At 63.4% G+C, this 14,138-nt stretch carries 16 protein-coding genes; 14 read left to right on the top strand and 2 right to left on the bottom strand.

Translation table 11 applies throughout. From position 1 onward, the window contains the following. Window positions 1–84: 84 nt before the first annotated feature. From BLT71_RS13530 to BLT71_RS13470, 13 genes are all read left to right on the top strand, one after another. Window positions 85–567 (top strand): hypothetical protein, encoded by a 483-nt coding sequence (locus BLT71_RS13530; RefSeq protein WP_091721156.1) that lies wholly within the window; start codon window positions 85–87, stop codon window positions 565–567. Further along, window positions 560–898 carry an AtpZ/AtpI family protein gene (locus tag BLT71_RS13525; protein WP_091721153.1) on the top strand — a complete coding sequence of 113 codons (339 nt, stop codon included), beginning with the start codon at window positions 560–562 and terminating at the stop codon, window positions 896–898. The genes BLT71_RS13530 and BLT71_RS13525 overlap by 8 nt, the downstream gene beginning before the upstream one ends. Before the next feature lie 81 nt (window positions 899–979). Further along, window positions 980–1,780, top strand: coding sequence for a F0F1 ATP synthase subunit A (atpB, locus tag BLT71_RS13520; RefSeq protein ID WP_056085165.1), 801 nt, complete (start codon window positions 980–982; stop codon window positions 1,778–1,780). A 95-nt stretch (window positions 1,781–1,875) separates the two neighbouring features. After that, window positions 1,876–2,094 (top strand): ATP synthase F0 subunit C, encoded by a 219-nt coding sequence (atpE, locus tag BLT71_RS13515; RefSeq protein ID WP_011775261.1) that lies wholly within the window; start codon window positions 1,876–1,878, stop codon window positions 2,092–2,094. A 51-nt stretch (window positions 2,095–2,145) separates the two neighbouring features. Beyond that, window positions 2,146–2,700, top strand: a complete 555-nt coding sequence (locus BLT71_RS13510) for a F0F1 ATP synthase subunit B (protein ID WP_015937520.1) — start codon at window positions 2,146–2,148, stop codon at window positions 2,698–2,700. After that, complete coding sequence (locus BLT71_RS13505) at window positions 2,700–3,527, top strand: F0F1 ATP synthase subunit delta (RefSeq protein WP_091721151.1); 828 nt, start codon at window positions 2,700–2,702, stop codon at window positions 3,525–3,527. Before BLT71_RS13510 ends, BLT71_RS13505 begins: the two co-directional genes overlap by 1 nt. Before the next feature lie 77 nt (window positions 3,528–3,604). Beyond that, entirely contained in the window at window positions 3,605–5,242 is a 1,638-nt protein-coding gene (gene atpA / locus BLT71_RS13500; protein ID WP_091721148.1) for a F0F1 ATP synthase subunit alpha, read from the top strand. 73 nt (window positions 5,243–5,315) lie between these two features. Further along, window positions 5,316–6,206 carry a F0F1 ATP synthase subunit gamma gene (locus BLT71_RS13495; RefSeq protein WP_091721145.1) on the top strand — a complete coding sequence of 297 codons (891 nt, stop codon included), beginning with the start codon at window positions 5,316–5,318 and terminating at the stop codon, window positions 6,204–6,206. Window positions 6,207–6,289: 83 nt separating this feature from the next. After that, a complete protein-coding gene (gene atpD / locus BLT71_RS13490; RefSeq protein ID WP_091721143.1) occupies window positions 6,290–7,744 on the top strand; it encodes a F0F1 ATP synthase subunit beta in 1,455 nt (484 codons plus the stop codon). Between the two features lies 1 nt (window position 7,745). Beyond that, window positions 7,746–8,030, top strand: coding sequence for a F0F1 ATP synthase subunit epsilon (locus tag BLT71_RS13485; RefSeq protein ID WP_091721140.1), 285 nt, complete (start codon window positions 7,746–7,748; stop codon window positions 8,028–8,030). A 10-nt stretch (window positions 8,031–8,040) separates the two neighbouring features. Then, window positions 8,041–8,472: a DUF2550 domain-containing protein gene (locus BLT71_RS13480; RefSeq protein WP_091721137.1), complete on the top strand. Its 432-nt coding sequence runs from the start codon at window positions 8,041–8,043 to the stop codon at window positions 8,470–8,472. Window positions 8,473–8,476: 4 nt separating this feature from the next. Next, window positions 8,477–9,787 carry an alpha/beta hydrolase gene (locus tag BLT71_RS13475; protein ID WP_091721134.1) on the top strand — a complete coding sequence of 437 codons (1,311 nt, stop codon included), beginning with the start codon at window positions 8,477–8,479 and terminating at the stop codon, window positions 9,785–9,787. Further along, a complete protein-coding gene (locus BLT71_RS13470; RefSeq protein ID WP_091724028.1) occupies window positions 9,784–12,318 on the top strand; it encodes a bifunctional lysylphosphatidylglycerol flippase/synthetase MprF in 2,535 nt (844 codons plus the stop codon). Before BLT71_RS13475 ends, BLT71_RS13470 begins: the two co-directional genes overlap by 4 nt. A gap of 155 nt (window positions 12,319–12,473) precedes the next feature. Here BLT71_RS13470 and BLT71_RS13465 read toward each other — a convergent pair whose 3' ends face one another. Then, window positions 12,474–12,677 carry a cold-shock protein gene (locus BLT71_RS13465; protein ID WP_011692441.1) on the bottom strand — a complete coding sequence of 68 codons (204 nt, stop codon included), beginning with the start codon at window positions 12,675–12,677 and terminating at the stop codon, window positions 12,474–12,476. A 296-nt stretch (window positions 12,678–12,973) separates the two neighbouring features. After that, window positions 12,974–13,669 carry an endonuclease NucS gene (gene nucS, locus BLT71_RS13460; RefSeq protein WP_091724026.1) on the bottom strand — a complete coding sequence of 232 codons (696 nt, stop codon included), beginning with the start codon at window positions 13,667–13,669 and terminating at the stop codon, window positions 12,974–12,976. A 115-nt stretch (window positions 13,670–13,784) separates the two neighbouring features. Here nucS and BLT71_RS13455 point away from each other — a divergent pair, with 115 nt between their 5' ends. After that, window positions 13,785–14,138, top strand: coding sequence for a hypothetical protein (locus BLT71_RS13455; RefSeq protein ID WP_015937510.1), 354 nt, complete (start codon window positions 13,785–13,787; stop codon window positions 14,136–14,138).

Raw genomic sequence — 14,138 nt, 5'->3', positions numbered from 1 at the left:
ATCTCGTGTAGAATTTAGGGGCAGCACAAGCTGCCACTCCACCCTGCTGGCTCCCCGCCAAATGCCCCCGACGATTGGGATCGAATGACCTCCAACGCCGAGCCCGGACCTGCGTCCGGCAAAGGACATGTTGGTGCTTCCGGTCCCACCGCATCGCTGTGGCTGCACCTGCTCAAGATCAGCGCCGCTGCCGCGGCAATAGGCCTGGTCCTCTGCAGTGCAACCGCGATGTTCCTCAACGGTGGTGCCGCCGCACTCTCAAGTGCTTTGGGCGGTTTGCTGGTGATGCTGTTCTTTGGAATCAGCCTCCTGGTTGGCCACTTCGTTGGACGAAGCAACCCCTCCGGTGCCATCGGCGTCTTCGTGGCCACCTACTTCATCAAAGTCGTGGGATTCGCCATTGTGATGTTCGTGCTGGGGGCGCCCCAATGGCTGCAAGGCCGCTGGTTCGTCGCCGGAGCCGTAGTGGCCGTCGTCCTGTGGCAGGCGGCCGAAATCTATGGTTTCAGCAAAGTCCGACTTCAGATCTACAACGATCCAGAGGACAAAGGGGAGCCCCGTGCGTAACTCAAGGAAACGTGACGCTGCCGGTAACGGCAGCCGTGCGCAGGGCAGTTCTGCGCCCGGCGTCTCCAGCGAAAACACCGACGGCGGATACAACGCCGGGATGGCCGTCTTCAGCTACATCATTGGCGGAATCATCGTCTGGAGTTTGATAGGGTGGGGATTGGATTTTCTGTGGGGAACGCGCTGGATTGTGCTCGCAGGCGCTCTGCTTGGAGCCGTCGGAGGTTTTTACCTTTCCCACATGCATGGCCTCACCAGTTCCCGCAAAAACACTGGTGATCGTCCTGCTGCCAGCGGTCCGTCCCAGGACGGCGGCACGAATGCCAAATAATTTCACAGGGGGAACTTCAGGCCGCAAGGCCCCTGCTCCCCGCCCAACGCCCAATGATGGACACTGCAGAGAGGAAACGCGTTGATCGCGCTTGCGCTCCCGGCCCAAGATTCAGGAGAGTTTACACCTCCTGGTATTAACGAAATGCATTTGCCGGCAATCCTGCCGTGGGGTGCCGCAGAAGGATTCTCCAAGCAGATGCTGCTGGTCCTCCTCTCTGTCGTCTTTATCGCCGTCTTCTTCGTGCTGGCTGCACGCAAGCAGCAGCTGGTACCCGGCAAGCTCCAGTTCGCCGGCGAGGCCGCCTACGGCTTCGTCCGCAATGGCATCGCCAAGGACATCATCGGCGGCCGCGACTTTATCAAGTACGTGCCCCTGCTGTTCAGCCTGTTCTTCTTCATCCTGGTGAACAACATCTACGGCGCCATCCCGGTCATCCAGCTCCCCACGTTTTCGCACGTCGGCGGAGCATACGTCCTGGCCGGCATCGTGTACTTCACCTGGATCGCCATCGGCGTCAAGAAGAACGGCCTTCGCTACTTCAAGCTGGCCACCGTTCCGTCGGGTGTTCCCTGGTTCATCCTGCCGATCGTCATCCCGATCGAGATCATCTCCAACTTCGTCGTCCGGCCCGTGACGCACAGCCTCCGTCTGTTCGCCACCATGCTGGCCGGCCACCTCATCGTGATGATCGCCGGTTCCGGCATCGAATACCTGGTCATGCAGGAAAGCATCCTCCTGAAGGGCACCTCTGTCCTGGTGCTCGCCGGTGCGATCGCCATGTACATGCTTGAGGCCCTGATCATGGTTCTGCAGGCTTACGTCTTTACCCTGCTGACGGCGATCTACATCGAAGGCGCCCTGCACGCCGACAGCCACTAGGCGCCCTGCCGACAGGCACACACAAATCTTCCCCTCACGGGGATGAAGCAACCCAAACAACCTGCCACATGGGTGGCATCTTGAAAGGAAGAAAAATGGAAGGCACAATCAACGGCTCCCTCAACCTCATCGGCTATGGCCTCTCGGCCATCGGCGGTGGTATCGGTGTGGGTCTCGTGTTCGCCGCTTACATCAACGGTGTGGCACGTCAGCCGGAGGCTCAGCGTGTGCTGCAGCCGATCGCATTCCTTGGTCTGGCACTGACCGAAGCCCTCGCCATCCTTGGTCTCGTCTTCGCTTTCGTCCTTTCCTAGTCCTGGCGCGAAGCGAACATTCAGAACCGAGTAGATAAGGACGGGTGAAATATGAATCAGCTGATCATCTCAGCCGCCACTGAAGGCGAAAAGGTTAACCCCCTCGTTCCCAACCTTTGGGAAATGGGCGTTGTCCTGGTTGGCTTCGCGATTCTCATGTTCATCGTGGTCAAGTTTGTTGTCCCGATGTTCGAGAAGACCTTTGCCGAGCGAGCCGAAGCCATCGAAGGTGGCATTGCCAAGGCTGAAAAAGCCCAGGCTGAGGCGTCTGCTGCACTCGAAGAGTACAAGCAGCAGCTGACCGACGCCCGCACCGAAGCAAACCGCATTCGTGAGGAAGCACGCGCCGAAGGTGCGCAGATCCTCGCGGACCTCAAGGAGAAGGCTGCTGCCGAGTCTGCACGCATCACTGCGCAGGCACACGCACAGATCGAATCCGAGCGCCAGGCGGCCGTTGTGTCCCTGCGCTCCGAGGTTGGCACCCTGGCCACCACCCTTGCCGGCCGCATCGTGGGCGAATCGCTCAACGACGACGACCGCTCAGCACGGGTTGTGGACCGGTTCCTGGCAGATCTGGAGACCCAGAGCGCAGGTGCAGCTAAGTAATGGCAGGCGTATCGAGCGAATCGCTGGCAACAGCACTGGCCGCGCTGGAAGTAAAGCTTCCCACCGCATCGTTGCAGCTGGCTAAGGAACTCTTCGGAATTCTGGGAATGGTGGACAGCTCGGCTGGCTTGCGCCGCGCCCTGACTGACCCGTCCCGTAACGGTGACGAAAAGTCGGCGCTGGTCAGGCAGCTGGTTGGCGGAAAAGTCTCCGCTGATGCTGCAGAGGTCGCGGGCGGATTGGCCAGTTCACGCTGGGCATCTGCTCGGGACATCGGCGATGCACTCGAGACTCTTGCCGCAACGGTGGTCATTTCCGTTGCTGAAAACAAGTCGGCCGTTTCTGCCTCCGGCATCACTGGCCTGGAAGAACTGGAGAACGACCTGTTCTCCTTCAACCAGGCCGTGGCGTCCAGCCACGAGGTACAACGTGCTCTGTCCGAACCACAGGCCAGCGGGGCAGCCAAGGCTGCCCTTGCCGAAAAGCTGGTGCCCGGTGTCAGTGAGGAAGCAAAAGTCCTCATTACCCAGGCAGTCACCCAGCCCCGCGGCATCAAGGCGACGCGCCTGGTGGAACGGTTCGCCGAGTTGGCGGCCAAGCGGCAGCAGCGCTGGATTGCAACGGTCAGCGTGACCCGTCCCCTGACGTCGACGCAGCTGTCCCGCCTCCAGGCGGGCCTGAACGCGCTGTACGGACGGGAACTGAAGGTCAACATCAACGTTGATCCGGCACTCATTGGCGGTATCCGCGTCCAGGTGGGTGACGAAGTGCTCGACGCTTCGGTCATCAGCCGCCTGGGCGAGCTGCAACGCCAGCTGGCCGGCTAGCCGGACAAGCACAACCAAACTGATAGAAACCCCGGTCACCTGACGGTGATCACAAAACAGGAGAGCAGGGACTGCAGATGGCCGAATTGACCATCAACGCCGACGACGTCCGTAATGCGCTGAACGAGTTCGCGGCGTCCTACGAACCCGGAAACGCAGAACGCGTAGAGGTCGGCCGCGTAACCACCGCTAGTGACGGCATCGCCCGTGTTGAGGGCCTTCCCTCGGTCATGGCGAACGAGCTGCTGCGCTTCGAGGACGGCACGCTGGGCCTCGCCCAGAACCTTGACGTCCGCGAAATCGGCGTCATCATCCTCGGCGACTTCACCGGTATCGAAGAAGGCCAGGAAGTCCACCGCACGGGACAGGTTCTGTCCGTGCCCGTGGGCGACGCCTTCCTCGGCCGCGTAGTCGACCCGTTGGGCGTGCCCATCGACGACCTCGGCGAGATCAAGGCTGAAGCCACCCGTGCCCTGGAGCTCCAGGCTCCCGGCGTGACGCAGCGCAAGTCGGTTCACGAGCCGATGCAGACCGGTCTCAAGGCCATCGACGCCATGATTCCGATCGGACGCGGCCAGCGTCAGCTGATCATTGGTGACCGCCAGACCGGCAAGTCGGCCATTGCGATCGACACCATCATCAACCAGAAGGCCAACTGGGCTTCCGGCGATGTGACCAAGCAGGTCCGCTGCATCTACGTGGCGATCGGCCAGAAGGCATCCACTATTGCCGCTGTCCGCCAGACCCTCGAGGACAACGGCGCGCTCGAGTACACCACCATCGTGGCGTCTCCCGCATCCGACCCCGCCGGCTTCAAGTACCTGGCACCGTACGCAGGTTCCGCGATCGGCCAGCACTGGATGTACGGCGGCAAGCACGTCCTCATCGTGTTTGATGACCTGTCCAAGCAGGCTGAAGCCTACCGCGCCGTGTCCCTGCTGCTCCGCCGCCCGCCGGGACGCGAAGCCTACCCGGGTGACGTCTTCTACTTGCACTCCCGTCTCCTGGAGCGTTGTGCAAAGCTCTCCGACGAGCTCGGTGCCGGTTCCATGACGGGCCTGCCGCTGATCGAGACCAAGGCGAACGACGTGTCCGCCTACATCCCGACCAACGTCATCTCCATCACCGACGGCCAGATCTTCCTGCAGTCGGACCTCTTCAACGCCAACCAGCGTCCCGCAGTCGACGTGGGCGTTTCGGTGTCCCGCGTTGGCGGTGCAGCGCAGGTGAAGTCCATGAAGAAGGTCTCCGGCACGTTGAAGCTGGAACTCGCCCAGTACCGCGACATGCAGGCGTTCGCTATGTTTGCCTCGGACCTGGACGCCGCGTCACGCCAGCAGCTCACCCGTGGAGCCCGCCTGATGGAACTGCTCAAGCAGGGCCAGTACTCACCGTTCCCGGTTGAGGACCAGGTTGTCTCCATCTGGGCAGGCACCAACGGCCACCTGGATGACGTTCCGGTTGAGGATGTGAACCGGTTCGAAACCGAGTTCCTGGAGCACCTCAAGCACAAGTCCTCCATCCTCACCACGCTGGCGCAGACCAACGTGATGGACGATGACACCGCAGCAGCTCTGAAGTCCTCCATCATCGACTTCAAGAAGGGCTTCTTCGGCGAAGGCGACAACCACTTGGTGGGCGCAGGCCACGAGGCACATGACGCCATCTCCGAGGGCGAAGTCGACCAGGAAAAGATCGTCAAGCAGAAGCGCTAGTTCCGATGGCCGGGTGTGCCGGGCCCGCAGGGTCCGGCACACCCGGTTTACGGAATGTTAGGAAAGGATAAGTATGGGAGCCCAGATCCGGGTCTACCGCCAGAAGATCAGCTCGACCACGTCGATGCGCAAGATCTTCAAGGCGATGGAACTGATCGCTACCTCGCGCATCGGGAAGGCCCGTGCGCGCGTAGCAGCTTCACTGCCTTACGCGAACGCGATCACGCGCGCCGTTTCTGCTGTCGCCAGCCAAAGCGAAATCGACCACCCGCTGGTCACTGAGCCGGAGCAGATCCGCCGTGCCGCCGTCCTGGTAATTACCTCGGACCGCGGCCTGGCAGGTTCGTACTCGGCCAGCGTCCTCAAGCAGGCGGAAGGTCTCAACGAGCTGCTCCACGCCGAAGGCAAGGAAGTCAAGACCTACCTCGTGGGACGTAAGTCCCAGGCTTACTTCGACTTCCGGAACCGCGAATATGCGCGGGTCTGGACCGGAGGAACCGACGCACCCGAGTTCAGCACCGCGCGTGAAATCGGTGCCGCACTGCTGGCCGACTTTGCTGCGGACTTCGAAGATGGCGGCGTGGACGAAATCCATGTTGTCTACACACGCTTCAAGTCCATGGTCACCCAGGAGCCCACGGTCATCCGCCTGCTGCCGCTTGAGGTAGTGGAGGAAGAAGCCGCCTCCGAGTCGGAGCTTCTGCCGCTGTACGAGTTCGAGCCGGAGACCGAACAGGTCCTCGACGCGTTGCTGCCCCGCTACATCGAGTCACGCCTGTTTGCAGCAATGCTGCAGGCCGCCGCATCCGAACTGGCCGCACGCCAGCGCGCGATGAAGTCGGCAGGGGACAACGCCACCGACCTGATCAAGAAGTACACGCGTCTGCGCAACACGGCCCGCCAGGCCGAGATCACGCAGGAGCTCTCCGAGATTGTTGCCGGTGCCGACGCTCTTGCGTCTTAGCCTGCACTGACCCGGTTTCCGCGGAACCTGCACCACAACAGATAAACTTAACCCCACGCCATCTACTGAGTGAAGTGAGAGAGATGACTGCCACTGCTACCGAACACGTAGCCGCAACGTCCGGTGCCACCGGCCGCATTGCGCGCGTAATCGGCCCGGTTGTCGACGTCGAATTCCCGGCTGACGCAATCCCGTCCATCTATAACGCCCTCACCACCGAGATTACTCTCAACGGTGAGACCAAGACCATCACGTTCGAGACCTCCCAGCACCTGGGTGACAACCTCGTCCGCGCCATCTCCCTGCAGGCTACTGACGGACTGGTCCGCGGCACCTCAGTGGTGGACTCCGGCGCCCCGATCTCCGTCCCCGTTGGCGACGGCGTCAAGGGCCACATCTTCAACGTGCTGGGCCAGCCCCTGGACGTTACCGAGTCGGAACTGGACATCAGCGAACGCTGGCCGATCCACCGTAAGGCACCCAGCTTCGCTTCGCTCGAAGGCTCCACCGAGATGCTGGAAACCGGCATCAAGGTCATCGACCTTCTCACCCCGTACATCAAGGGTGGCAAGATCGGCCTGTTCGGCGGCGCCGGCGTGGGCAAGACTGTTCTGATCCAGGAAATGATCACCCGTGTTGCGCGCAACTTCGGTGGTACTTCCGTGTTCGCCGGTGTTGGAGAGCGTACCCGTGAGGGCAACGACCTCTGGGTTGAAATGGAAGAGGCAGGCGTCCTCAAGGACACCGCCCTTGTATTCGGCCAGATGGATGAGCCGCCGGGAACGCGCCTTCGCGTTGCACTGTCCGCACTGACCATGGCGGAGTACTTCCGCGATGTCCAGAACCAGGACGTGCTGCTGTTCATCGACAACATCTTCCGCTTCACGCAGGCAGGTTCCGAGGTTTCCACCCTGCTCGGCCGCATGCCGTCTGCCGTGGGCTACCAGCCCAACCTGGCCGACGAAATGGGTCTCCTGCAGGAACGCATTACCTCCACCAAGGGCCACTCCATCACCTCGATGCAGGCCATCTACGTTCCCGCAGATGACTACACCGACCCGGCCCCGGCCACCACGTTCGCGCACCTGGACGCCACCACGGAACTTTCCCGTGAAATCGCATCCCGTGGCCTGTACCCGGCCGTGGATCCGCTGACCTCCACGTCGCGAATCCTGGACCCGCAGTACATCGGCAAGGATCACTACAACACGGCTGTCCGTGTGAAGCAGATCCTGCAGAAGAACAAGGAACTCCAGGACATCATCGCCATCCTCGGCGTTGACGAACTCTCCGAAGAGGACAAGATCGTCGTGTCGCGTGCACGCCGTATCCAGCAGTTCCTCTCGCAGAACACCTACACCGCCAAGCAGTTCACCGGCGTTGAGGGCTCCACGGTCTCCATCAAGGACACCGTCGAAGGCTTCACGGCGATCTGCGACGGCGAGCTCGACCACATTGCGGAGCAGGCGTTCTTCAACGTCGGCGGCCTCGATGACGTTGAGCGCCAGTGGGCCAAGATCCAGGAACAGACCAAGTAATATGGCTGAGCTTGAGGTTGAGATTGTCGCAGCGGACCACTTCGTGTGGTCCGGAGCGGCCACGATGGTCAAGGCCCGCACCAGCGATGGTGAGATCGGAATCCTGCCCGGCCACTCGCCCCTGCTGGCGATCCTGGCCGAAGGTGAACTCGCGATCCAGCCGGTGTCGGGAGACCGTATTTCGGTCGATGTTGACGGCGGGTTCTTCTCCGTCGACAACAACCGGGTAGTCATCGTTGCTGACAACGCCCAGCTTGGCGGCTCGGCTACCGCTGGGATCCGCTAGCACGACCTTGATGGACGCACCGGGTATTTCGTTCATCGCACTGGCAATCGCCTTTGGATTGCTGATTTTTGCACTGTGCCTTTCGGGGGTGCGCCGCTTTAACCTGCGGCGTGCCCTCGGCACGGTGGACGCCTCCATTTGCATGGCTGGAAACAGCTGGCAGATGGGGGTTTGTCGTTATCAGGACAACGACCTTGAGTGGTTCCGGCTGCTCTCGCTCAGTGTCCGCCCAAAACACAAGTTCAAGCGGCATTCCCTTGAACTCCTTGGCCGCCGCAAGCCCACAGAGGCCGAAGCCGTCAAGGTACAGCCCGACGTCGTCATCGTGGAACTTCGCTACGAGGGCCAGGACCTGCGGCTCGCCATGAAGTTCGATGCCTACACAGGCCTGTCGTCGTGGCTGGAAGCCGGGCCGGTCATCGGCATCGGCACCTGGCGTTAGACGCGTGGACTGGATCCTTGATGTCCGGCTGACCGACGGCCCCCTCTACTGGGCCTCGCTGATCCTGGGCCTCGCCGGCGCCGCGTTCCTCCTCATGCCACCGCCGCCCCACGGACCGGTGCGCTGGCTCTACCGGGTCATTGCCGCCGTTGCCGTGGCCTTTGCGCTGGTGGCCACCGTCCACTGGGCGCTGATTAACCTCTATTCCGTTTTCCCGGAAAACATCCCGGACCCGGTCCTTCTGTGGCTGGTGCCAGCTGTGGCCGCGGTACTCCTCTGGCTGTTCCTCCTGCCCCGCAACTCCTGGCGCCGTCGTGGCGGTGGCCTGGCTGCCGCACTGCTGGTGGTTGCCCTGTCCAGCGTGCAAATCAACGCCTACTTCGGCCTCAACCGTACGGTGAGCGACCTGATGGGGACCGCCCTTGCCCGCATTCCTGCCCTGGAACAGAACCTCGTCCGGCCGGCAGGAGCGCCCGACGGCGTGGCGCTGCAGGGCTGGCGTCCGCAAGGGGACATCCCGGACGGGGGAGTCCTGCGCAAGGCCGCCATTCCAGGCACCATCTCCGGCATGGATACCCGGGACGCCTTCATCTACCTTCCTCCGGCCTACTTTGCACAGAACCGTCCGGCGTTGCCCGTGTTGGTCCTCATTGCCGGCCAGCCCGGCGGTCCGGCCGACTGGCTGACCGGCGGAGCCCTCCGCGGCCACATGGACTCCTTTGCTGCCGCCCATGGCGGCGTGGCTCCCGTGGTGGTGGTCCCCGACGCAAACGGGTCGCAGAACGCCAACACCATGTGCATGGACAGCCAGATCGCCCACGCCGATACCTACCTGTCGCAGGATGTGCCGCGGTGGATCGGCTCCACCCTTGCCGTGGACACGGACCATTCGCACTGGGCGGTAGGGGGATTCTCCTTCGGCGGCACTTGCGCCATCCAGCTGGGAACCCGCCATCCTGACCTGTTTCCCGAGGTCCTGGCGTTCTCGGCAGAAGCCGAGCCCGCCATCGCCAAGGAACGCCAGAAGACCATCGACGCCGCCTTCCCGGGCGACCCCGAGGCGTTCCTGCGGCAGACGCCGCTGGCCATCATGGCGGACAAGCGTTTTGACGGCCATGGCCTGTACCTGACGGCCGGGCAGAACGATACTGAATTTGTGGGCTACCTCAGGACCCTGGCGGCCGCTGCCGGGGACGCCGGATTCACCGTACGCGCCTACGAGGTGGAGCACACCGGGCACTCGTGGGACACGTCGTCCCGGCGGTTTGGCGATGCCCTGCAGTTCCTCGCAGCCCAGTGGGGGACCGGCGGATGAGCGGCGGACAGGACACCCGGACCATGGCATTGGCTTGGGACACCGTGGTCCGGCCAACGCTGGGCAGGGCGGCGACGGGGCTGAAGGCCATGCCGTTCACGCTTGTGGTGCTCGCCGTGTTTGTGGGTACAGGCGCGGCTACGGACAGCTTCCTGGCCGGTCCGTCCGAGCAGCTGCTGGATGTTGCCGGCGTCAGCGGTCCCGGACTGCGTGAGGGGCGCTGGTGGTCGCTGTTCACCAGCCTCTTCTTCGCCACCAACCCCACTGCCTATGTGGTGGCCGCGCTGATGATCATTGTGCTGCTGGGCCTTGCCGAACGGAAACTCGGTTTCCGGAGTGCCGCTGCACTGTTCCTGGGCGGCCAGTTCGCGGCCGTCACGCTGTTCCTCCTGGTTACCCAGCTCGCGGCCTATGTGGGGGACGGGTGGCTCGACACCATGACCGACGTCATCCTGATCGGCCCCTACGCCCCGGTGCTCGCCGCAGGCATGGCAGGCAGCGCCCGGCTGCCGGTGCTCTGGCAGCGGCGCCTGCGGACGGCGGCACTTTCGATCTCGCTGCTGCTCGTCCTGTACGTGGGACATGCCGAGACGGTGATCGGCCTCCTTGGCGCGCTGCTGGGACTCCTGGTGGGCTGGTGGATCCAAGGCGACGAAGGCAGGCTCCACCGGCACCGCTCCACCGGACGGGAGGCCCGTAACCTGCTGGCCCTGATGGTGGCCGTGTTCGCCGTCGGGCCCATCCTCACCGGGATCACCCGGGCACCCACCGGGCCGCTGGCGCTGCTTCGGGACGTTGTCCTGAATCCGCTGCCCACGCTGGGCCAACTGGCGTTCAACTGCGGGGCCACTGTGGAAGCGTCCTGCCTTGAAGCGGGCAGGGCAGGTTTCGCCGGTCCGTTCGGCCTGGCACTGGCAGTGGTCCCGGTGGTCCTGCTGCTGATCTGCGCCGACGGGATGCGCCGGGGACGCAGGATGGCCTTGAACATTGCCCTGGCGATCCAGCTGGCTGTGACGGCCCTGGCCGCCGTGTACCTTGCACTGTTCGCCCTGGTTCCCTCCAGGCCGCAGGGCCCGCACGCGGCGCCCATGGGCTCCGCCTTTGCCCATGTGCTTCCGCTGGTGGTGGTTCCGCTGCTGCTGTCCGTCATCCTGTGGCTGAACCGGAGGCAATTCCGGGTGCAGACCCTGCCCACCGCCCGGCGCACGCTTGCCGTGCTGGTGGGCGGCTCCTGGGGGGTGCTGGCTGCCGCCTATGCCACCGCATGGTTCGCCTCTGGCGGGATGTCCCGCGACGGCGGTGTGCTGGGTCTGTTTGCCGAGCTGGCCCGGCAGTATGTACCGGTGCCGATTCCGCAGCATTTCCACCGGGTCTTCGCAGACCGGAACACGGTGGAGGCTGTCCTCTTCGCCTATTCCGGGCCCGTGTTTTGGCTTATTGCGCTGGCAGCCGTGTGGTGGGCGCTGCTGGGCGGAAACCACGGGCACGACTCCGGCCGGCAGGACCGGGCACGGGCGCGGACGCTGCTCCACCAGGGCGGCGGCCCGCTGTCCTGGATGGCCTTGTGGGAACCGAACGCATACTGGTTCAGCCCGGACGGCCAGGGAGCCATGGCCTACCAGCAGCACGGCAGTGTTGCCCTGACCCTCGGGTGTGCCATCGGCCCTGCCGGATCCCAGCTGGCCGTCACGGAGGGATTCCTCGCCCATTGCCGGCGCGAGGCGCTGATTCCGGCACTGTATTCCTGCGACGACTCGGTGTGGCCGGCCCTGCGTGAGCGCGGCTTCTCCCGGGTATCGGTGGCCCAGGAAACCCGGCTGGCCATCCGGGAGCTGGAATTCAAGGGCAAGGAGTGGCAGAACGTCCGGACGGCACTGAACCGGGCTGCCAAGTTGGGGGTGCATGCCGTCTGGGGTCCGTACAGCGGGTTGCCGGTAGCCTTGCGCACCCGGTTGAACGAAGTGTCCGAGGAATGGGCCGCCGGAAAGTCCGTACCGGAAATGGGCTTCACGCTTGGCAGCGTGGACGAGCTCGACGACGATGAGGTGCTGTGCTGCCTTGCCGTCGACGGTGAAGGCAGGGTCCACGGGTTCACCAGTTGGCTTCCCGTGTACGACGACGGCCGCCTCGTCAGCCGGACGCTGGACGTGATGCGCCGGGGCGCCGACGGTTTCCCCGGCGTGATGGAATTCCTGATCGCCTCCGCTGTCCTGGAACTGCGGGATTCCGTGGAGGTGATTTCGCTGTCCGGTTCACCGCTGGCGAATGACGGGGGAGCCGAGGACACCGCCCAAGGGGGAGCCAAGAACCTGGTCCGCATCCTTGACCTGGTGGGCCACGCGCTGGAACCCGTTTATGGATTCCGGTCGTTGGCGGCCTTCAAGTCCCGTTTCAAGCCCGAGTACCGGGCGTTGTACCTCTACTACCAGGACCCTCTTCAGTTGCCGGCCATCGGCCGTGCGCTCACCCGGGCCTACCTGCCTGGCCTGTCCCTGCCCCAGGGCGCCAGGCTGGTCCGGAATTTAGTCTGATAAGGATGCCGTTCGCTGCCGGATATCGCCCGGCCGGGGCCGCATAACGCAAAGGCTAAGGCTGGCCCAACAATGCGCCAGGCAAAAAGAATGGTCCCCGGCAATTATGCCAGGGACCATTCTTTGCTAATCAGGCTTAGCAGTCTGTCCGAAGACTAGACGAGCGTAACGCCGGTGGCCTGCGGGCCCTTGGCGCCCTGACCGATTTCGAACTGAACGCGCTGGTTCTCGTCGAGGGTCTTGAAGCCGCCGGTCTGGATCTCGGAGTAGTGGACGAAGACGTCGCCGTCGGAGTCGTCCGGGGTAATGAAGCCGAAGCCCTTTTCAGCGTTGAACCACTTCACAGTTCCCTGTGCCATTTATTTCTCCTCATTGTGGAACTTTCTTAAGATCGGCACACTTCGTACCGGCCTTGGTCACTCCGCGAGAAGAATCCTGAATAGCCGTCCGGAAAAGGAACTGGCCCTGCAGGAGCTTCGCGCTCGCAACATGTCTTGCGAGCATGAAAAACACCTACACAAAGACTGAGTTAAGAATTTCATGCCCGTTCCCGCAGGTCAACGCTTCGGCGGCGGAATCGGACAAATTTTAGGTAAAAACCGGGGTGCATGCCTTGTCGGGACACAATTGGCCAATGCCGAAAGGACAGGCGGCGTTAGAAGAGCCGGGATTCGCTGTCGTCGACACCGCGCATTGCGTCGTAATCGAGGGTCACGCAATCAATCCCGCGGTCGTTGGCGAGGACCTTGGCCTGCGGTTTGATCTGCTGGGCGGCGAAGATGCCGCGCACCGGTGCCAGCAGGGGATCGCGGTTCAACAGCTCAAGGTAGCGGGTGAGTTGCTCCACGCCGTCGATGTCCCCGCGCCGCTTGAGTTCGATGGCCACGGTTGCGCCGTCGCCGTCCCGGGCCAGGATGTCCACCGGACCGATGGCCGTGAAGTATTCGCGCCGGATCAGCGAATAGCCTGTTCCCAGCGTTTCGATCTGGTCGGCCAGGAGCCGCTGGAGGTCCGCCTCCACGCCGTCCTTGATCAGGCCCGGGTCCACGCCGAGGTCGTGGGAGGTTTCGCTGAGCTTTTCATGGATATTGATGATCAGCCGGTCATCCGTCTTCGCGGACTGGACCGTCCATTGCTCCGCGACTCCCAACTCCAGGTCAACGTCCTCCGGTGACGTAACACGGAGTGTGGCCGGCGGACTCATCCAGTTCAGGGGCTTGTACGAGCCACCGTCTGAATGCACAAGGACAGAGCCGTCCGCCTTGACCAGCAGGAGCCTGGTGGCGAGGGGGAGATGGGCTTTGAGCCGGCCAACATAATCAACGGAGCATCGGGCAATCACAAGTCGCACGCCGTACACACTACCGGGTGCCGGAGCGGGAATGACGACGGGGGCCGGCGGCAGTGCACCACTCTTCGCGGAGAGGCTGCAGTAGCGCCCCGTCCCGCTGGGGCAGAATGGATGCATGCCGCGCTCCAACCGTCCCCGCCGTCCCGTGTCCGGGAAGCCTGCGGCAACCGGGCGGGGAACCGGAAAAAAGGGGAACGGTGACGTTCCCGAACTGGACCTCGAACGGGCCCGGGCAGGCATCGCCCGCCGGGAAAGCGCCCCGGACGGGGAATGGATGGTCCGCAGCATGACAGCGCGTAACGCGGCGAAGACCTACATCTGCCCCGAATGTTCCACCGCCGTGCTGCCCGGGGTGGCACACCTGGTGGTCTGGAAGGACGACCACCTGTTCGGTGCCGCCGCCGGCCTCGCTGAACGCCGCCACTGGCACACGAACTGCTGGAATTCGCGCAGCTACAGGTACCGCTGA

This window comes from Pseudarthrobacter equi (genome assembly GCF_900105535.1).
GTDB classification, from domain to species: Bacteria; Actinomycetota; Actinomycetes; order Actinomycetales; family Micrococcaceae; genus Arthrobacter; species Arthrobacter equi.
Note: the sequence above shows the minus strand (reverse complement) of the source record. Positions and strands in the feature narration are given on the sequence as shown.